Annotated in this window: 16 protein-coding genes; 14 read left to right on the top strand and 2 right to left on the bottom strand. The window is 50.4% G+C overall.

Annotated elements, in window-relative coordinates; genetic code table 11:
* The first annotated feature begins 134 nt into the window (after positions 1–134).
* The 4 genes from nhaA (at position 135) to NF212_RS14340 (ending at position 2,992) form a co-directional block, all read left to right on the top strand.
* Positions 135–1,334, top strand: a complete 1,200-nt coding sequence (gene nhaA, locus NF212_RS14355; protein ID WP_434356764.1) for a Na+/H+ antiporter NhaA — start codon at positions 135–137, stop codon at positions 1,332–1,334.
* Positions 1,303–1,569, top strand: a complete 267-nt coding sequence (locus NF212_RS14350) for a hypothetical protein (RefSeq protein WP_434356762.1) — start codon at positions 1,303–1,305, stop codon at positions 1,567–1,569. Before nhaA ends, NF212_RS14350 begins: the two co-directional genes overlap by 32 nt.
* Positions 1,570–1,647: 78 nt before the next feature.
* Positions 1,648–2,532 carry a transcriptional activator NhaR gene (gene nhaR / locus NF212_RS14345; RefSeq protein ID WP_434356760.1) on the top strand — a complete coding sequence of 295 codons (885 nt, stop codon included), beginning with the start codon at positions 1,648–1,650 and terminating at the stop codon, positions 2,530–2,532.
* Positions 2,533–2,698: 166 nt separating this feature from the next.
* Complete coding sequence (locus NF212_RS14340; RefSeq protein WP_434356758.1) at positions 2,699–2,992, top strand: ArsR/SmtB family transcription factor; 294 nt, start codon at positions 2,699–2,701, stop codon at positions 2,990–2,992.
* Between the two features lie 62 nt (positions 2,993–3,054).
* Here NF212_RS14340 and rpsT read toward each other — a convergent pair whose 3' ends face one another.
* Positions 3,055–3,315, bottom strand: a complete 261-nt coding sequence (gene rpsT / locus NF212_RS14335; RefSeq protein WP_054672024.1) for a 30S ribosomal protein S20 — start codon at positions 3,313–3,315, stop codon at positions 3,055–3,057.
* Between the two features lie 211 nt (positions 3,316–3,526).
* On the opposite strand from rpsT, the gene murJ reads away from it, so the two are divergent.
* The 10 genes from murJ (at position 3,527) to NF212_RS14285 (ending at position 18,188) form a co-directional block, all read left to right on the top strand.
* Positions 3,527–5,086 carry a murein biosynthesis integral membrane protein MurJ gene (murJ, locus tag NF212_RS14330; RefSeq protein ID WP_434356755.1) on the top strand — a complete coding sequence of 520 codons (1,560 nt, stop codon included), beginning with the start codon at positions 3,527–3,529 and terminating at the stop codon, positions 5,084–5,086.
* Positions 5,087–5,219: 133 nt separating this feature from the next.
* Entirely contained in the window at positions 5,220–6,152 is a 933-nt protein-coding gene (gene ribF, locus NF212_RS14325; RefSeq protein WP_434356753.1) for a bifunctional riboflavin kinase/FAD synthetase, read from the top strand.
* A 36-nt stretch (positions 6,153–6,188) separates the two neighbouring features.
* Positions 6,189–9,017, top strand: a complete 2,829-nt coding sequence (gene ileS, locus NF212_RS14320; protein WP_434356751.1) for an isoleucine--tRNA ligase — start codon at positions 6,189–6,191, stop codon at positions 9,015–9,017.
* Positions 9,017–9,529, top strand: a complete 513-nt coding sequence (gene lspA / locus NF212_RS14315; protein ID WP_434356749.1) for a signal peptidase II — start codon at positions 9,017–9,019, stop codon at positions 9,527–9,529. The genes ileS and lspA overlap by 1 nt, the downstream gene beginning before the upstream one ends.
* A 93-nt stretch (positions 9,530–9,622) precedes the next feature.
* The gene (gene fkpB, locus NF212_RS14310; RefSeq protein ID WP_434356747.1) at positions 9,623–10,054 is read left to right on the top strand and encodes an FKBP-type peptidyl-prolyl cis-trans isomerase; all 432 of its coding nucleotides are present in this window, start codon (positions 9,623–9,625) and stop codon (positions 10,052–10,054) included.
* Positions 10,055–10,067: 13 nt separating this feature from the next.
* Positions 10,068–11,012 (top strand): 4-hydroxy-3-methylbut-2-enyl diphosphate reductase, encoded by a 945-nt coding sequence (gene ispH / locus NF212_RS14305; protein ID WP_434356745.1) that lies wholly within the window; start codon positions 10,068–10,070, stop codon positions 11,010–11,012.
* A gap of 140 nt (positions 11,013–11,152) precedes the next feature.
* Positions 11,153–11,962, top strand: a complete 810-nt coding sequence (gene dapB, locus NF212_RS14300; RefSeq protein ID WP_434356743.1) for a 4-hydroxy-tetrahydrodipicolinate reductase — start codon at positions 11,153–11,155, stop codon at positions 11,960–11,962.
* 496 nt (positions 11,963–12,458) lie between these two features.
* Complete coding sequence (gene carA, locus NF212_RS14295) at positions 12,459–13,598, top strand: glutamine-hydrolyzing carbamoyl-phosphate synthase small subunit (protein ID WP_434356741.1); 1,140 nt, start codon at positions 12,459–12,461, stop codon at positions 13,596–13,598.
* Positions 13,599–13,614: 16 nt separating this feature from the next.
* Positions 13,615–16,848, top strand: coding sequence for a carbamoyl-phosphate synthase large subunit (gene carB, locus NF212_RS14290; protein ID WP_434356739.1), 3,234 nt, complete (start codon positions 13,615–13,617; stop codon positions 16,846–16,848).
* A 476-nt stretch (positions 16,849–17,324) separates the two neighbouring features.
* Positions 17,325–18,188, top strand: a complete 864-nt coding sequence (locus NF212_RS14285) for a magnesium transporter (protein WP_434356737.1) — start codon at positions 17,325–17,327, stop codon at positions 18,186–18,188.
* Here NF212_RS14285 and dacB read toward each other — a convergent pair.
* On the bottom strand, positions 18,163–19,572 hold the full coding sequence (dacB, locus tag NF212_RS14280) for a serine-type D-Ala-D-Ala carboxypeptidase (RefSeq protein ID WP_434356735.1): 1,410 nt from the start codon (positions 19,570–19,572) through the stop codon (positions 18,163–18,165). The genes NF212_RS14285 and dacB overlap by 26 nt on opposite strands.
* Positions 19,573–19,588 lie beyond the last annotated feature (16 nt).

Raw genomic sequence — 19,588 nt, 5'->3', positions numbered from 1 at the left:
CGACGCAAAAAATCACTGTGAAAGAACTCTGGTTTCGGAAATTCCGAATTAAATGGTCAGCACAACCGATTTTTATATTAGTTATTTCGCTGGCTACACTTAATGAAGAATATTTTTGAAGGAGTTTCATTTTTATGACTGATGCAATTCGCCAGTTCCTGAAGCTGGAATCTGCTGGCGGTATCGTTCTAATTATTGCGGCAGCACTGGCAATGATGATTGCCAACACTCCGCTACAGGGCGTGTATGAGTCGACACTCCACACCTATGTATTGGGACTCTCAGTTTCTCACTGGATAAACGACGGCCTGATGGTGATTTTCTTCCTGGTTATTGGCCTGGAAGTAAAGCGTGAGCTGATCGAAGGTGCGCTTAACACTAAAGAGAAAGCAATCTTCCCAGCTGTTGCTGCGCTTGGCGGTATGATTGTGCCGGCGTTGGTTTACCTGTTTTTCAATTTTGCTGATCCTGTTGCAAGAGGTGGCTGGGCAATTCCTGCGGCCACAGATATTGCATTTGCTTTGGGTGTGATGGCGCTGCTGGGCAACCGGGTCCCTGTCGCGCTCAAGGTTTTCCTGCTGGCGCTGGCGATTATCGATGACCTGGGCGTAATCGTTATCATCGCGCTGTTTTACAGCAGTGACTTGTCTGTCACGGCCCTGACCATTGCCTTTGCGGCGACAGCGCTCCTGTTCTTTATGAACAGCCGGAATGTCACCAATCTGAATTGGTATCTGTTGGTGGGCATTATCCTCTGGGTGTCCGTGCTGAAGTCGGGTGTTCACGCGACATTGGCGGGTGTTGTGCTTGGATTTGCTATCCCTCTGCGTGGTGCTGACGGGAAAGATGGCAAGTCCCCGCTTAAAAAGCTGGAGCATTTGCTGCACCCTTACGTCGCATTCCTGATTTTGCCGGTATTTGCATTTGCCAATGCAGGTATTTCCCTGGAAGGAGTTTCCCTCTCAAACCTGACTGATACCCTGCCACTGGGTATTGCCCTGGGACTTCTGATTGGTAAGCCTATTGGTGTGTTCTTCTTCAGCTGGCTGTCAGTGAAGATGGGGATTGCCAAGTTGCCGGATGGGATCACCAAGCGCCATATTTTCTCTGTGTCTCTGCTGTGTGGTATCGGGTTTACGATGTCGATATTTATTTCGTCCCTGGCCTTTGTGGGCCTGAGTGATGAATTCATGACCTATTCCCGATTGGGAATTCTGATTGGCTCGACACTGTCTGCGGTAATTGGATATGTGGTGCTGAATATGTCGCTGCCAAAAACAGCTGCTGTTGAAGGAGAGGAAGATGAAAAAAAGCTCAATAACATTAGTTACTAGCGGGCTGCTTTTCTCTGCTGTGGCTTTTGCTGCAGAGACGGATTACAGCGCCTGTCTGGAAGGTAAAGAATCTGCCGTATGCGAAGCCTATATGGCTGGCTTGAAGCAAAGCTCTCCGGTCTCTGAGGAACTTGAAAACGCAGCCAAGCAAAACAGCTTTCTGTCCCGAGCATTGGAACAACGGGCAGGAGAGCGATATCGCAAGCCGGTTAAGGTCGCAAATGTGACGCCATAATATTCCGCAAAATCGATAACTTGCAGGCACCGGATCCGCAGCGTATTCTGCGATCCGGTGTTTTTATTTGGATTGGGCATGTCACATCTCAACTACAACCATCTCTATTATTTCTGGATGGTCTGCAAGAAGGGCTCCATCAGTAAGGCGGCAGAAGCTCTGTTTCTAACCCCCCAAACGGTAACCGGGCAGATACGGGCTCTGGAGGAACGTCTGAATGGTAAGCTGACACGCCGTTCCGGGAGAAATGTAGAGCCAACAGACTTAGGACAGATGGTCTTCAAATATGCTGACCGCATGTTTGGCCTGAGCTATGAGATGCTTGATATCGTCAATTACAGCAGCCGGGAAAACATCCTGTTTGATGTCGGGGTGGCTGATGCCCTCTCTAAACGCTTGGTCTGTAAGTTACTTGGCGCCGTGCTCCCGGAAGACAACACCATTCACCTTCGCTGCTTTGAATCGACCCATGAACTTCTTCTTGAGCAGCTATCCCAGCACAAACTGGACATGATTCTGTCTGATTGCCCGGTAGACAGCGCCCAAAGCCCAGGGCTCTACAGTGTGAGGCTGGGAGAGTGCGCTATGAGTTTCTTTGGTTCTGTGGACTTAAAGCGGACTGACTTCCCTGAAGCCCTGGAGCAGCAAAAAGTGCTGATTCCAGGAAGCCGTACTGCGATGGGACGGAAGTTGCTGCAATGGTTTGACCAGCGAGGTATCACACCAAATATTCTGGGTGAATTTGATGATGCGGCACTGATGAAAGCATTTGGGTCTTACCTGAACGCGGTGTTTGTAGCACCACATTTCTATTCTGAGGAAGTTGCTGGTACACAGGTCAGAGAGCTTTTGAAAATCAAAGAGCTGAAGGAAGAGTACTACGTGATATTTGCCGAGCGAATGATACAACATCCCGCAGTGAAACGGATTTGTGAAGCTGATTTCTCACACTTATTTAAATAGGTCTTAATTGACAAAGACTTATGCAAAGCACTCAGTATCATAATCGAGACAACAGCCACATGTATAGCCTATTGTTATAATTGTAAATATGTATAACAATACGCCGTGTGAATAAAAAAAATACGATTTTGCTGTTGTCTATTTAACGTTGTTTCCGGTGAAGACTATGGATCAAGAACTGATGGAGCAAAATGCTCCTCAAGCAGTGACGCTGCTTAAAGCGATGGCTAATGAGAGACGGTTGTTTATATTGTGTTACTTGTTGGAAGGGGAATTGTCCGTTGGGGTAATGAGTGAGAAAGTGGGGTTGAGTCAATCCGCTCTATCACAACACCTTGCTTGGCTCAGGCGTGATGGCCTGGTTAAAACAAGAAAAGAAGCACAAACTGTCTATTACTCACTAAAAAGTGACGAAGCGCGAAAAGTTATGGAAACGCTTCACAGTTTATATTGCGCATGAAGCAATTATAGATATAAAAAAACCGGCAAATAGCCGGTTTTTTTAGCTTCAATCGCAGCAAATTACATTGCTTTGATTTGAGCAGCCAGGCTAGCCTTGTGGCGAGCGGCTTTGTTCTTGTGGATCAGGCCTTTAGTAGCCTGGCGATCCAGAATAGGCTGCATGTCAGCGAATGCTTTCTGCGCAGCTTCTTTATCGCCAGCAGAGATAGCAGCGATGGTTTTCTTGATGTAAGTGCGCATCATTGAGCGGCGGCTAGCGTTGTGCTGGCGGCGCTTTTCAGATTGGATGGCGCGCTTCTTAGCAGATTTGATATTTGCCAAGGGTCTAACTCCCAAATCTTCGTATCGGTGACAATTTAAGGCCGAGGACTATGCCTCTTTTCACCCGCATTGTCAATTCATTTGTGCAAATATCAGCCGCACAGGCAATAGCCTTGGCAGCGACTGAATATCACGGATAATATGGCAGCGAATTCTACCAGTATTTGTGCCAGGAGGTAACCCTTTTCTGGCCGTAACAATGAGGTTTTCTGTGAGTAAGCGACTCCTGCGTTCTGGCCTGGTGGTCAGTGCTATGACACTGGTCTCCCGTGTGCTGGGACTGGTCCGCGATGTGGTGGTGGCCAACCTGATGGGGGCGGGTGCTGCTGCGGACGTATTCTTTTTTGCCAATAAGATTCCTAATTTCCTGCGGCGCTTGTTTGCCGAAGGTGCTTTCTCACAGGCTTTCGTACCGGTTCTGACAGAGTACCATGCGACAGGCGATATGGATAAAACCCGCCAGTTAATTGCAAAGGCATCCGGTACCTTAGGTGTTCTGGTTTCTGTCGTCACACTGGTTGGTGTGATAGGTTCGCCGCTGGTAGCTGCGCTGTTCGGTACAGGCTGGTTTCTTGACTGGGTTCATGGTGGTCCGTCAGCAGAAAAGTTTGAACTGGCCTCTTTGCTGCTGAAAATCACCTTCCCTTACCTTTGGTTTATTACCTTTGTTGCGCTCTCTGGGGCGATACTTAACACCATTGGCAAGTTTGCGGTATCTTCATTTACCCCGGCTTTTCTCAATGTTGCCATTATTGCGTGTGCAATTTACGTGTCGCCTCGTCTGGAGCAGCCCGAGATTGGCCTGGCTCTGGGGGTTTTCATCGGTGGTCTGGTGCAGTTCGCTTTCCAGATTCCATTCCTGATGCGGGAAAAAATGCTGGTTCGCCCTCAGTGGGGATGGAATGATCCAGGGGTTAAGAAAATCCGTACCCTGATGCTTCCTGCAATGTTTGGGGTATCAGTCAGCCAGATTAACCTTCTGTTTGATACCTTCATTGCCAGTTTCCTGGCAACCGGCTCTATCAGTTGGCTTTATTATTCTGATCGTTTGCTGGAATTCCCTCTGGGACTGTTTGGTATCGCTATCGCGACAGTTATTTTGCCCGCTCTTTCTCGTAAACATGTCGACAAATCCCCTGAGCAGTTTGCTGCAACCATGGATTGGGGGGTCCGCATGGTGCTCCTGTTGGGCATCCCTGCGATGGCTGGTTTAATGTTTCTGGCCAAGCCCATGCTGATGGTGCTCTTTATGCGCGGTGAGTTTAATGTCGCCGACGTGAATGCAGCGTCCCTGTCACTGGTGGCCTACGGAGCCGGGCTACTTAACTTTATGCTGATCAAAGTACTGGCCCCGGGCTATTTTGCTCGTCAGGATACAAAAACCCCGGTTAAGTTCGGTATTGTCGCAATGGTCACCAACATGGTGTTTAACGCGATTTTTGCTTGGTTCTTCGGCTATGTGGGACTGGCGATGGCAACATCACTGTCAGCGCTGATAAACGCGGGCCTTTTGTACCGTGGACTCCATAAACAGGGTGTTTACCGTATTTCCCGTGAAACCGTGGTGTTTTTTGTAAAGTTGTTGCTGGCCACAGCCTGTATGCTGTTCGCCATTGACCGTTTAATGCCAGGATTTGATAACTGGCTCGCAACCAGCACACTTCACCGGGCATGGTGGTTATGTGGGCTGATCGGTGCAGGGGCTGTCGTTTATCTGTTTGTGCTGGTTACAACCGGTGTTCGACCGCGCCATATCAAGGTTCGCGCGTAGTACCAAAATGATTTATGAGTGAGCTATTTGTAGGGGAAATCGATCCTGTTTTTTGATGGTCATTTAAACTGGGAGTCCCTTCGGTATATAATTCGTCGGTTTTTGACCATCCACCGGCCAGAAAGTAGAGGTTATGGAGTTAATTCGGGGTATTCATAACATTCGCCAGGAGCATAAGGGATGTGTGCTGACCATCGGTAATTTTGATGGAGTGCATCTTGGGCACCAGGCTGTGTTAAAGCAGGTCATTGCGAAAGCCAAGGCGTTGGGTTATCCCGCCACCGTGATGACATTCGAACCACAACCTCTGGAAGTGTTTTCCCCGGATACCGCTCCGGCACGCCTGACCCGGCTTCGTGACAAGTATGTCCACTTAGCTGAACTCGGGGTAGAGCGCTTGCTTTGCGTCCGGTTTAACCCGGCATTCGCAGCAATGACTCCCCAGGCGTTTGTAGAACGCTTGTTGGTAGAAAAGCTGGGTGTTAAGTTTCTGGTGGTCGGTGATGATTTCCGGTTTGGCCAGAAACGAAGCGGTGACTTTGCTTACCTTGAGGAACAGGGGCAGAAACTCGGATTTGAAGTGGTCAGTACCCATTCATTCTGTCTTTCTGCGCAGCGGGTGAGCAGTACGCTTATCCGAAATGCTCTGGCAAATGATGAGCTTGGACAAGCCGAGTCAATGTTGGGGCGGCCTTACAGTATTGCCGGACGTGTGGCCCACGGAAACAAACTGGGGCGCACTATTGGCTTTCCAACTGCAAATGTCCAATTGAAACGTCTGGTTTCGCCGGTTTCCGGCGTATATGCTGTTAGGGTTCTGGGCTTGCCGGAAGGGATCAAAGGTGGGGTGGCAAATGTAGGGAACCGCCCTACTGTCGATGGAGTACGCCAGCAACTGGAAGTGCACCTGTTCGATTACAGTGCCGATTTATACGGTAAACAAATCGAAGTGCAGTTATTGCACAAATTGCGAAACGAAGTGAAGTTCGCATCTTTTGACGCTCTCAAAGCGCAAATTGAATTGGATGCTCAGGCGGCCAGAGATTGGCTGGCTGAGCATGAATAATGTCTAGAGTAATTCCTTCATACGGAACAAGCATCGATGAGTGACTTTAAAGATACACTGAATCTGCCGGAAACCGAGTTTCCGATGCGAGGTAACCTCGCCAAGCGTGAGCCTGAAATGCTCAAGCGCTGGTACGATGAAGATCTGTACGGCGAGATCCGCAAAGCCAAAAAAGGCAAAAAATCCTTCATTTTGCATGACGGTCCTCCGTATGCGAACGGCAGCATTCACATTGGTCACTCTGTAAACAAAATTCTGAAAGACATTATTGTTAAATCCAAGACCCTGTCTGACTTCGACGCACCGTATGTGCCGGGTTGGGACTGCCATGGTCTGCCTATCGAACTGAAAGTAGAGCAGAAAGTAGGTAAGCCAGGTCAGAAAGTGTCTGCTGCAGAGTTCCGTGAAGAGTGCCGTAAGTATGCGGCTGAGCAGGTTGAAGGCCAGAAGACTGACTTTATCCGCCTCGGCGTGCTGGGTGAGTGGGACAAGCCTTACCTGACCATGAACTTTGATACTGAAGCCAACATTATCCGTGCTCTGGGTAAGATTGCCGGTAACGGCCACCTGCATAAAGGTTTCAAGCCTGTACACTGGTGTACTGACTGTGGCTCTGCACTGGCAGAAGCTGAGGTGGAGTACTACGACAAAAAATCACCGGCTATTGATGTGAAATTCAAGGCTGTAGATGAAACTGCCGTACTGGATAAATTCAGTCTGGTGGAAGGCCATGTTGGTGAGGGTGACCTGTCTATTGTTATCTGGACAACCACGCCTTGGACCCTGCCTGCCAACCGCGGTCTGGCGGTGTCCCCGGATCTGGAATATGTTCTGGTACAGGTTGAAGGTGAAACCCCTCAGCGTCTGATTCTGGCTGCTGAGCTGGCAACAGAAACCCTGAGCCGTGCCGGTGTTGAGAAGTACCACAACCTGGGCTTCTGCAAAGGTACTGCGCTGGAACTGCTGCGTTTCAACCACCCGTTTTACAGCTTTGACGTACCGGTAATCCTCGGTGATCACGTGACCACTGATTCAGGTACCGGTGTGGTTCATACCGCACCTGGCCATGGTCAGGAAGACTTCGCTGTTGGCCAGAAGTACGGTCTGGAAGTAGCAAACCCTGTTGGCAGCAACGGTGTTTACCTGCCTGATACCGAGTTGTTTGCCGGCCAGCACGTGTTCAAAGCAAACGACAGTGTTGTGGAAGTGCTTAAAGAGCGCGGTGCCCTGCTGCACCATCACGCCTACGAGCATAGCTACCCGCACTGCTGGCGTCACAAGACTCCAATCATCTTCCGTGCTACACCGCAGTGGTTTATCTCTATGGAGAAAGCGGGTCTGCGTGCCAAAGCACTGGAAGAAATCAAGAAAGTACAGTGGATCCCTGAGTGGGGCCAGAACCGTATTGAAGCCATGGTTGAAGGCCGCCCTGACTGGTGTATTTCCCGTCAGCGTACCTGGGGTGTGCCAATTGCGCTGTTCGTTCACAAAGAAACCTCTGAACTGCATCCTAACACCGTTGAGCTGATCGAAAAGGTTGCCCTGCGTGTTGAAGAAGCCGGTATCCAGGCTTGGTGGGATCTCGATATTGCAGAAGTTCTGGGTGACGACGCAGACCAGTACGAAAAAGTGCTGGATACTCTGGATGTATGGTTCGACTCCGGTGCAACTCACTACGCAGTCGTAAACCAGCGTCCGGAATTCAACGGCCATGAAGCAGATATGTACCTGGAAGGTTCTGACCAGCACCGAGGCTGGTTCCAGTCTTCCCTGATGACATCTGTTGCCATTAAAAACCATGCTCCGTACAAGCAGGTACTGACCCACGGTTTCACCGTTGACGGTCAGGGCCGTAAGATGTCCAAATCTATCGGTAACGTAGTTTCCCCTCAGGATGTAATGAACAAGCTGGGTGCAGACATCCTGCGTCTTTGGGTTGCCTCTACCGACTATACCGGTGAGATGACCGTTTCTGACGAAATCCTGAAGCGCAGCGCAGATGCATACCGCCGTATCAGAAACACCGCCCGCTTCCTGTTGGCGAACCTGCACGGTTTCAACCCTGAAACTGATATGGTTCCAGCAGAAGAAATGGTAGTTGCTGATCGCTGGGCGGTTGGCCGGGCACTTGCTGCCCAGGAAGAGATCATCAAAGCATTTGATGAGTGCAACTTCCACCAGGTAACCCAACGCCTGATGCAGTTCTGTTCTGTTGAGATGGGCTCTTTCTACCTCGACATCATCAAAGATCGCCAGTACACCGCGAAAGCCGGTTCTCACGCTCACCGCAGCTGTCAGAGCGCGCTGTTCCATATCGTAGAAGCACTGGTTCGCTGGATGGCACCTATCATGTCGTTCACTGCTGATGAAATCTGGGCTCAGATGCCAGGCTCACGCGATAAGTTTGTGTTCACTGGCGTATGGTATGACGGCCTGTTTGATCTGGCCGAAGGCGAAGCTCTGAACAATGCGTTCTGGGCAGAGCTGTTGAAAGTCCGTGGTGCAGTGAACAAAGAACTGGAACAGGCTCGTAACGACAAGGTTATCGGTGGTTCCCTGCAGGCTGAAGTGACGCTATACGCTGCTCCTGCTCTGGCCGAGAAGCTGGCTATCCTGGGTGATGAGCTGCGTTTTGCACTGTTGACCTCAAAAGCAGAAGTGGTTAGCGCTGAAACCCAGCCTGAAGGAAGCCGTGCTACTGAAATGGCTGGCCTGTGGGTGAAAGTAGCAGCTTCTGAAGCCAAGAAGTGTGAGCGTTGTTGGCACCACGTTGCCGATGTTGGCACCATTGCCGGTCACGAAGAAGTGTGTGGCCGCTGTGTGAGCAACATTGAAGGCGAAGGTGAAGAGCGTAAGTTTGCCTAATGACTGACCTGACGGTGAAACAGTCCGGATTGCGCTGGCTTTGGCTGGCGCTTCTGGTCTTCGTTGCGGATATCGGCTCCAAGTTGCTGGTAATGGATACCATGGGTTATGGGTGGGCAAACCGGATTGAGATCCTGCCTTTCTTTAACCTGTTGTATGTACACAATTACGGCGCAGCATTCAGTTTCCTGAGTGATGCCAGTGGTTGGCAGCGTTGGTTTTTCAGCATTATTGCCCTTGGTGTCTCTGGTCTTTTGGCGTATTGGATGCGGAAAACACCAGCCGCCGAAATCCGGGTTAATGCAGCCTATGCCATGATTATCGGCGGTGCATTGGGCAACCTGTTTGATCGTCTGGTGCATGGGTTTGTTGTCGACTTTCTCGACTTCTATATCGGCGACAAGCACTGGCCTGCATTTAACCTGGCTGATACTGCCATCTGTATTGGTGCTGCACTGATCATTCTTGACGGTTTCCTGCAGGATAAAAATTCCAAAACTGCCAAAAACTGATAAGCAGTGACAAGAACCCCTAAGCGCTGTCCGTTGATACGGGCAGCGCTTTCTTTATAATGACCCCGTAATTATTTTTTGAGCGGTAAAGCCATGACGACTATCAACGAAAAAAGCCAGGTGCTGATGCACATGCTCCTCAAGCTGGAAGACGGTTCAGTTGCAGACAGTACCCGTGAAGTGGGTCAGCCGGCGAAGGTATTTTTAGGTAACGGAAGCCTGAGCCAGAAGTTCGAAAGCAGCCTCTATGGTTTGAAGGCTGGTGACACTCACAGCTTTACCCTCGACCCCCAGGATTCATTCGGTGAGTCAAACCCAGATAACATCCAGTACATGGAACTGAGTCAGTTTGGTGCTGAGATCCCGGTTGAAGTCGGTACAATCGTTGCCTTTACTGATATGGAAGGTAAGGAAATTCCGGGAATGATAGCTGAAATCTCCGGAGACTCAGTCACTGTAGATTTTAACCATCCGCTGGCGGGTAAGCGTGTTACCTTCGAAGTAGAAATCCTGTCTGTCGAATAAGCGGGGAAAAGGCATGAAAATCGTTCTCGCAAACCCTCGGGGCTTCTGTGCCGGTGTTGACCGCGCGATCAGCATTGTTGAACGTGCCCTTGAAATGTACCAGCCGCCAATCTTTGTCCGCCATGAAGTAGTGCACAACCGTTTTGTGGTTGAGGGGCTGAAGGCACGTGGTGCCATTTTTGTCGAAGAACTGGATGAAGTGCCTGACGGTAACATCGTTATTTTTTCTGCCCATGGCGTCTCCCAGGCAGTACGCAACGAAGCAAAATCCCGTGAGTTGACGGTGTTTGATGCAACCTGCCCGTTGGTAACCAAGGTCCATATGGAAGTTGCCAGGGCAAGCCGCAAGAACCTTGAAGTCGTACTGATTGGCCATGCTGGTCACCCGGAGGTCGTCGGTACTATGGGGCAGTACACCAGCGAAGAAGGGGGCATGTATTTGGTGGAAACACCGGAAGATGTCTGCAAGCTGGCGGTGAAAGATCCGTCCAACTTACATTTCGTCAGTCAGACCACATTGTCTGTCGATGAAACAGCTGGTGTTATTGATGAACTCCGCCGCGTATTCCCTGATATTCAGGGCCCGCGAAAAGACGATATCTGCTATGCAACACAAAACCGTCAGGATGCGGTCCGCGATCTGGCGGCCCGTACTGATGTTGTCGTGGTTGTGGGCTCGAAAAACAGTTCTAACTCCAACCGTCTGCGTGAGCTTTCGGAAAAGCTGGGTACACCTGCTTACCTGACAGACAGTGCGGATGATGTTGATGCGAACTGGCTTGAAGGAAAAGATGTTGTGGGCATCACTGCCGGAGCGTCAGCACCGGAAGAGTTGGTGAACCAAATCATTGCACGCATCCAGACCCTTGGTGGCGAGGATGTTGAAGAGCTGTCCGGACGGGAAGAGAACATGTTCTTCGAAGTACCGAAAGAACTGCAAATCAGGCAAGTGCAATAAGTTATTAAAAACGGGGGCTTACAGCCTCCGTTTTTCTATCTGCCCGTGATTTTGCTTATATCTGACATTGCGGGTAGAGTGTTATTTTTGTGATATTCATCGGGTAAAGACACCCGAAGACAAGAGAAAAGGGGACACACATGGTGCGCATTGCGATTGCCGGCGCGGCAGGACGCATGGGAAGGAATCTGATTCAAGCCTGTCAACAAATTGAGGGGGCAACCCTGGCTGCAGCTACAGAGCGCCCGGAATCCAGCCTGATTGGTGCGGACGCCGGTGAACTTGCTGGTGTGGGTAACCTGGGCGTGGCAGTAGTGTATGATTTCCGAAAAGTGGTTGAAGATTTTGATGTCATCATCGACTTTACGGCTCCGGCAGCGACACTGGCGAACATTGAAATATGTAAGCAATACGGTAAGAAGATCGTCATCGGTACTACGGGTTTTACTGAAGAGCAGAAAGACCTGATTTCAAAAGCGGCCGAGGATATCGGAATTGTCATGGCACCTAACTACAGTGTCGGTGTAAACCTGGTGTTCAAGTTGCTGGAAAAGGCCGCCAAGGTGATGGGCGACTACTGTGACATTGAAGTCGTTGAAGCTCACCACAGACACAAAGTAGACGCGCCATCCGGTACGGCACTAGGAATGGGCGAAGCCATTGCCGGTGCAATGGGCAAAGATCTTAATGATGTTGCCGTCTATGCCCGTGAGGGTATTACCGGCGAGCGCACAAAGGGTGAAATCGGTTTTGCTACCATTCGTGCTGGCGATATCGTTGGGGAACATACTGCAATGTTTGCTGATATTGGTGAGCGTGTTGAGATTACTCATAAGGCATCCAGCAGAATGACCTTTGCCAATGGTGCAGTAAGGGCGGCCGTGTGGCTTTCAGGGAAAGATTCCGGGTTCTATACCATGCAGGATGTGCTCGGGTTACATGACTTTTAATGATTAGCTATGCACCGCCCCTCGGGGCGGTGTTTTTTTATCTGCATTTTATCACCTCCTGTCCCGAGTGGTTTGATTGGCGGATATTTCGTCAGAATTGCTTGGTTTTAAGTGTTGTTTTGGCTGTTACGCTATGTAATTTGTCTTTGAGTGGTGAAATGTAAAGATATCTTGCGCTGCTAATCGGTTGCTTTCTCTGTTGACAAAATGTTCACATATTTTGTCTGTTAATAAGTGTTAGATTTAGTTAACTGGGGCTATATCTGCTGATTCCGGTGAATTAATGTGTGTTTTTGGTCGCTTGTGGCCATCGATTGGGTGTTTTAGGTGTAAATTACAATAAATTTCGTGGTCATTATTGACAGTTAAACATGTGATCTCTAGAATGCGCGCAATTTGTCAAAATTCTGCTTTACGGATGTTTGACAGTTTGATGGAATAGATGAATGCATTGTTATTTAATTTTTATGCATTCTTATTTTAATTGGAGGTTGTCTTGAGCAAGTCTGCGCTGTTAGTCCTGGAAGATGGGACAGTGTTCCACGGCGTGTCGATTGGAGCGGATGGTATCGCAGTCGGCGAAGTTGTCTTTAATACCTCGATGACGGGGTATCAGGAAATTCTTACCGACCCATCCTATTCTCAGCAAATCGTCACTCTTACTTATCCTCACATTGGCAATACCGGTACTAATACCGAAGACGAAGAATCTTCCCAAATTCATGCCCAAGGCCTCGTCATTCGTGACCTCCCGCTGATCGCCAGCAACTTCCGCAATACCAAAACCCTTTCTGATTACCTTAAGTCGCAAAACATTGTCGGCATCGCGGATATCGATACCCGCAAACTGACCCGTTTGCTGCGCGAAAAAGGTGCCCAGAATGGCTGCATCATGGCAGGTGACAACCTGGATGAAGCCCTGGCGCTGGCGAAAGCGAAGGAATTCCCAGGCCTGAAAGGCATGGATCTGGCGAAAGAAGTCACTACTGCTGAAAGCTACACCTGGAAGCAGGGCAGTTGGACACTGACCGACGGTTTGCCTGAAATCAAGGATGATGCAGAACTGCCATACCATGTTGTGGCTTATGACTTTGGTGCCAAGCGCAATATCCTGCGCATGCTGGTTGACCGTGGCTGTCGCCTGACTGTGGTACCTGCCCAGACTTCTGCTGAAGAGGTTTTGGCGATGAACCCGGATGGTGTCTTCCTGTCAAACGGCCCGGGTGACCCAGAGCCATGTACTTACGCTATCGAAGCGACCAAAACATTTCTGGAAAAAGGCCTGCCAGTATTCGGTATCTGTCTTGGCCACCAGATTCTGGCGCTGGCAAGCGGTGCAAAAACTGTGAAGATGAAGTTTGGCCACCACGGTGCGAACCACCCGGTTAAGGATATCGACCGCGATGTGGTGATGATTACCAGCCAGAACCACGGCTTTGCTGTAGATGAAGCAACACTGCCGGACAACCTGCGTGCAACCCACAACTCCCTGTTTGATGGTTCACTGCAAGGTATTCACCGCATGGACAAACCGGCATTCAGTTTCCAGGGACACCCTGAAGCGAGCCCAGGTCCGCACGATGCGGCACCACTGTTCGACCATTTCATCGATCTTATCAAGCAACACAGCGCGTAATCCGGAGTAGCAAGCAATGCCAAAACGTACAGACATTAAAAGCATTCTGATTCTTGGCGCCGGCCCGATTGTAATCGGCCAGGCGTGTGAGTTTGACTACTCGGGTGCCCAGGCTTGTAAGGCGCTGCGCGAAGAGGGTTACCGTGTAATTCTGGTGAACTCTAACCCGGCAACCATTATGACTGACCCGGAAATGGCCGATGCGACATACATCGAGCCAATTCAGTGGGAAGTGGTTAAGCATATTATTGCCAAGGAGCGCCCGGATGCCGTTCTGCCGACCATGGGCGGCCAGACTGCACTGAACTGCGCGCTGGATCTCGAGCGCCACGGTGTACTGGCTGAGTTTGGCGTAGAAATGATCGGCGCAACGGCTGATGCTATTGATAAGGCAGAAGACCGTCACCGCTTTGACAAGGCAATGAAGAGTATCGGCCTTGAATGTCCACGTGCCGGTATTGCCCACAATATGGAAGAAGCATACGGCGTCCTGGATGAAGTCGGCTTCCCATGTATTATCCGTCCTTCCTTTACTATGGGTGGTACCGGTGGCGGTATTGCTTATAACAAAGAAGAGTTCGAAGAAATTTGTAACCGTGGTCTGGACCTTTCGCCAACCAACGAGTTGCTGATTGACGAATCCCTGATCGGCTGGAAAGAGTATGAGATGGAAGTTGTCCGTGACAAGAACGACAACTGTATCATCGTCTGCTCCATCGAAAACTTCGACCCGATGGGTATTCACACCGGTGACTCTATCACCGTTGCTCCAGCCCAGACCCTGACCGACAAAGAATACCAACTGATGCGTAACGCCTCCCTGGCGGTACTGCGTGAAATTGGCGTGGAAACCGGCGGTTCAAACGTACAGTTTGGTATCAACCCGAAAGATGGCCGCATGGTTATCATCGAGATGAACCCGCGTGTATCCCGTTCATCCGCATTGGCCTCCAAGGCAACCGGCTTCCCGATTGCAAAAATCGCTGCCAAGCTGGCTGTGGGTTATACCCTGGATGAGCTCAAAAATGACATCACTGGCGGTGCAACCCCTGCGTCATTCGAGCCAACCATCGACTATGTCGTTACCAAGATCCCACGCTTCAATTTCGAAAAATTTGCCGGTGCCAATGACCGCCTGACTACCCAGATGAAGTCAGTGGGCGAGGTAATGGCAATTGGCCGTAACCAGCAGGAGTCCCTGCAAAAAGCCCTGCGCGGCCTGGAAGTCGGTGCTGCCGGATTTGACGAAATGGTTGACCTCGAAGCTGATGATGCGCTGACCAAGATCCGCCATGAGCTTAAAGAAGCCGGAGCCGAGCGTATCTGGTATATCGCAGATGCGTTCCGTGCGGGCATGTCAGTAGACGGTATCTTCAACCTGACAAACATTGACCGCTGGTTCCTGGTTCAGATTGAAGAACTGGTGAAGATGGAGCAGGAAGTCAAAGAAGGTGGTTTTGCGGGCCTGACCGAAGACAAATTGCGCAAACTGAAGCGCAAGGGCTTCTCCGATGCGCGTCTGAGCCAGCTGCTGGGTGTGTCTGAAAATGAAGTGCGCCGCATCCGCGACCAATACAGTATCCATCCGGTCTACAAGCGTGTTGATACCTGTGCTGCAGAATTCTCTTCAGATACTGCATACATGTACTCAAGCTACGATGAAGAGTGTGAAGCTGCACCATCTGACCGTGACAAGATCATGATCCTTGGTGGTGGCCCGAACCGTATTGGCCAGGGTATTGAATTCGACTACTGCTGTGTTCATGCGGCACTGGCCCTTCGCGAAGACGGTTACGAAACCATCATGGTGAACTGTAACCCGGAAACCGTATCTACCGATTACGACACATCCGACCGTCTCTACTTTGAGCCGGTTACGCTGGAAGACGTGCTTTCCATCGTTCGTGTTGAAAAGCCTAAAGGTGTGATTGTTCAGTACGGTGGCCAGACCCCGCTGAAACTGGCCCGTGCGCTGGAAGCAGCCGGTGTGCCGATTATCGGTACCAGCCCTGATGCAATTGACCGTGCAGAAGACCGTGAGCGTTTCCAGATTGCCGTAGACCGCCTCGGCCTTAAGCAGCCGGCCAACGCTACGGTGACAACCATGGAACAGGCGATTGAGAAAGCCCGTGAAATCGGTTACCCGCTGGTAGTTCGCCCTTCATACGTGCTGGGTGGACGTGCGATGGAAATCGTCTATGACGAGCAGGACCTGCGCCGCTACTTCAACGAGGCAGTCAGCGTTTCCAACGAATCCCCTGTACTGCTCGACCGCTTCCTGGATGATGCGGTAGAAGTAGATATCGACGCCATCTGTGACGGTGAGCGTGTAGTTATCGGCGGCATTATGGAGCATATCGAGCAGGCTGGTGTCCACTCTGGTGACTCAGCATGTTCGCTGCCTGCGTACACCCTGAGCCAGGAAATTCAGGACGAAATGCGCACCCAAGTGGAAAAGCTGGCCTTTGAACTGGGCGTACGCGGCCTGATGAACACCCAGTTTGCGGTGAAGGATAACGAAATCTACCTGATTGAAGTTAACCCTCGTGCAGCCCGTACTGTTCCATTTGTCTCCAAGGCGACTGCAGTTCCCCTGGCAAAAGTGGCTGCCCGCGTCATGGTTGGCCAGTCGCTGGCAGAACAGGGTGTGACCAAGGAAGTGATTCCTCCTTACTATTCTGTGAAAGAAGTGGTTCTGCCATTTAACAAGTTCCCAGGTGTGGACCCAATCCTTGGCCCTGAAATGCGCTCTACCGGTGAAGTGATGGGTGTAGGCAAAACCTTCGCTGAAGCCTTTGCCAAAGCTGACCTGGCGTGCGGTAAGGAATACAGTGAAGGTGGTCGTGCACTGCTGAGTGTGCGCAATAACGACAAACAACGTGTCGTTGACCTGGCGACCAAGCTGATCAAGCAGGGCGTTGAGCTGGATGCGACACACGGCACCGCAGTCATCCTGGGTGAAGCTGGTATCAATCCTCGTTTGGTTAACAAAGTTCACGAAGGCCGTCCTCACATTCTTGACCGCATCAAGAACGGTGAGTACACCTATATCGTTAACACCACGGAAGGCCGCCAGGCGATTGAGGATTCCAAGGTCCTTCGTCGCGGTGCACTGCAGGAAAAAGTGAACTACACCACCACACTGAATGCAGCTTTCGCAACCTGCATGGCGTACTCTGCGCTGGATAAGTCAGTGGTTACTTCGGTGCAGGAGCTCCATGCCCGTATCAAGGCAGCTGAGCAAGCCTGATTGTAAGAAAAACCATAAGGCTGGCGGTATAACAGCCAGCCACGACAACCTCATTTGCCCACCCCAAGCGGTGGGCTTTTTTCACCCTGATTGTTTGCAATTAAAACAATAGCCTTCCGGAATATTCCCTCTTGCTTACAATATTGGGTAGCGTACAATGACCTCGCCACACTGCTGTGGCTAATAACTGGAGTATTTCATGAACGATAACGACCATCCTCCGAGTTGTAAGGGAGCTTCGGCGCTCTGACGGTCTGTTCATGAAAAACACCGTCTGAGTCCCGTCAGGCGGTGGAAATATCCTTCCTCCCCATCTCCCCAAAAAATTCGTAAGTCAGTCAACTGATAGCCGAGACCTCATTGTTTGCAGGAGCCTCGTACGTATTTCGTGCCGGTTCTGCCAGTGGCTCAGTTTTATACGGTTTGTCTTTTGACGATGGTCTTTACCGTTTCCTTTGCCAATCGGGAGGTTCGCAATGGCGGTATTGAACTCACCAGCTCAGCTGGTAGAAACACACGAAAAAAACGCTGAGATTGAAACAAAAGACGTACTGGCAATGCGCCGTGCATTCCTCACCTATGATGACGACGAAAAAGTCCGTCTTTTGGTGGTAATGCCAATGTCAGAAGCCATTGCGATCCTTAATACCTGTCCGCTGGCGAAAGTGCGCCGCCTGCTCGACAGGATGATGGAAAAAGACCATGACGTCCGTTCCCGCCAGTTGGCAACCGGTCTTGGATTGATAAGCTCCGAAGCGGAACCGGACGGTAACTACCTCACAAACGGCGTGTGGGTACACGTTCGAGAGCGTATCGGTTGGATTGTCGGGCTGGCACTTTTAGGTATTGTCTCCGGACTGATAATTTCCCATTACGAAGACACGCTCAGCCAACTTGTTTTGCTTGCGGTCTACATGCCGGTTATCGCGGCAGCGGGTGGTAACGCCGGTTCGCAGGCTGCAACGTTGGTGGTGCGTGCCCTGGCGATGGGCGAGATACACCTGACGCAATGGCTTGCTGTGGTGTGGAAAGAATTCCGCATCGCACTGGTGATTGCCGTGGCCTTGTCGGTGGTAATTATGGGCCGGGTGGTATTGTTTAGCGGGCACCAGATCCTGCCTGATGGGATGACGATATACAGCATTGCAATGGCAATCGGTGTTGCCCTTGTCATTCAGGTGGTGATATCGACCACTATAGGTGGCCTTCTGCCAATGATTGCCAGGGCCTGTAAATTGGACCCGGCGGTTCTGGTCAGTCCGGTACTGGCGTCGGTTGTCGATATCAGCGGTATGATGATTTACTTTATCACCGTCAATGCAATGTTAGGGTTGAATTAATCACCGCCCGGTAAAGCTCGCGCTCGAACTGTTCAATGGGGGATGGCACATTTTTCAAGCTGTCATCCTCTCTCCTTTCCGGGAAATAATCACTTACCATCTGGATCACCAGCACATCCTTTCCAGCCTCTGTTTTTACGATGCCTGCCAGGTTATAAGTGCCATAAAGTGACCCGGATTTTGCCTGTACCCGTCCTTTAACAGGTTCTTGCCTTAAGCTTTGTCTGTATTTCAGTGTGCCATCAACGCCGGAAACAGGCAGTGTGCCCATCAGCCCAAGCTTGGGATGGTGGTAAATGTAAGAGACGATTTGTGAAAGTTGGTGAGCACTGACCCGGTTGTTACGGGACAGACCCGATCCATCAACGATAACAGCGTTTTTCAGCAAGATTCCGGCTTTTTCTTCAAGAACCTTTTTCACTGCTTCACTGCCATTGGCAAAGCTGCCCGGCTGGTGAAATATCTGACTTCCCAGTGTTTTTAGAAGGTTATCTGCAATCAGGTTATCTGAGTCTTTCACCATTTCCCGGATAAGAGCGGGTAGGGGATTTGACTGATGTGTTGCCAGAATTCTTCCACTCGGTGCTTTGCCAGTTTTTATTGCTCCAGCCAATTGAATGCCATTTTTCTCGAGGGCTGAATGGATAATGCCAGAAGCAAATTTATCTGGGTTAATAACTGCAAACTTGAGTGGGAGAGGTTTCTTCCTATTTGTCAGGCAACCCGACAGTCTGTAAGTGTTCTGGTTGTCGTAATACAACTCGAGATCACAGTGACTGCTTTTTTGCTGCTCTTTTGTGACTGCCGCTGCATCTGTAGAAACGGTGATGTTTTGAAAGCTTGGAACATGTACCCGGGTTAGTTGTTTACCTTCTTCACTGTAAATCGCACCCTGAACACAGTTGTGATCAACGGTTATTGCTGATGACGGTGCGCTGTAGCAAACCCCTAAAATATCCCACGGCCAACCGGGCGCGCGTTCATACCCGGAAAAAATAGATGTATCGAGAATGATATCGCCCGTAATCTGCTTGATTCCGCGCTTCTTGAGGTTGCTGACCAGCGTTTCGAGGTTTGTCCGGGTAAGAGTTGGGTCACCGCTAAAGCGGAAAATAACGTTGTTGCCGGACAGTTCCAGAGTGGTGTTGAACCGAAATTCTTCAGGTAACGCCAACGTGGCAGCAAGTGCGGTGGCCAATTTCAGCGTGCTGGCTGGAGGAACAAGCCGGTCCGCATTTTTTCTGACCGTTGCCTTTGATGTGCCGAGATCATCAACAACCAGTGACAGTTGGCTGCCCGGTGGAAGAAGGGACTCCACCGAAGACATGGGAACGGCTGAAGCAGGAATTGCCAAAAGGGCAAGAAGAAAAGTTAACAGCCGCATGGAGACCTCAATACAA

The organism is Parasalinivibrio latis, assembly GCF_036825535.1.
Taxonomy (GTDB): Bacteria; Pseudomonadota; Gammaproteobacteria; order Enterobacterales; family Vibrionaceae; genus Parasalinivibrio; species Parasalinivibrio latis.
Note: the sequence above shows the minus strand (reverse complement) of the source record. Positions and strands in the feature narration are given on the sequence as shown.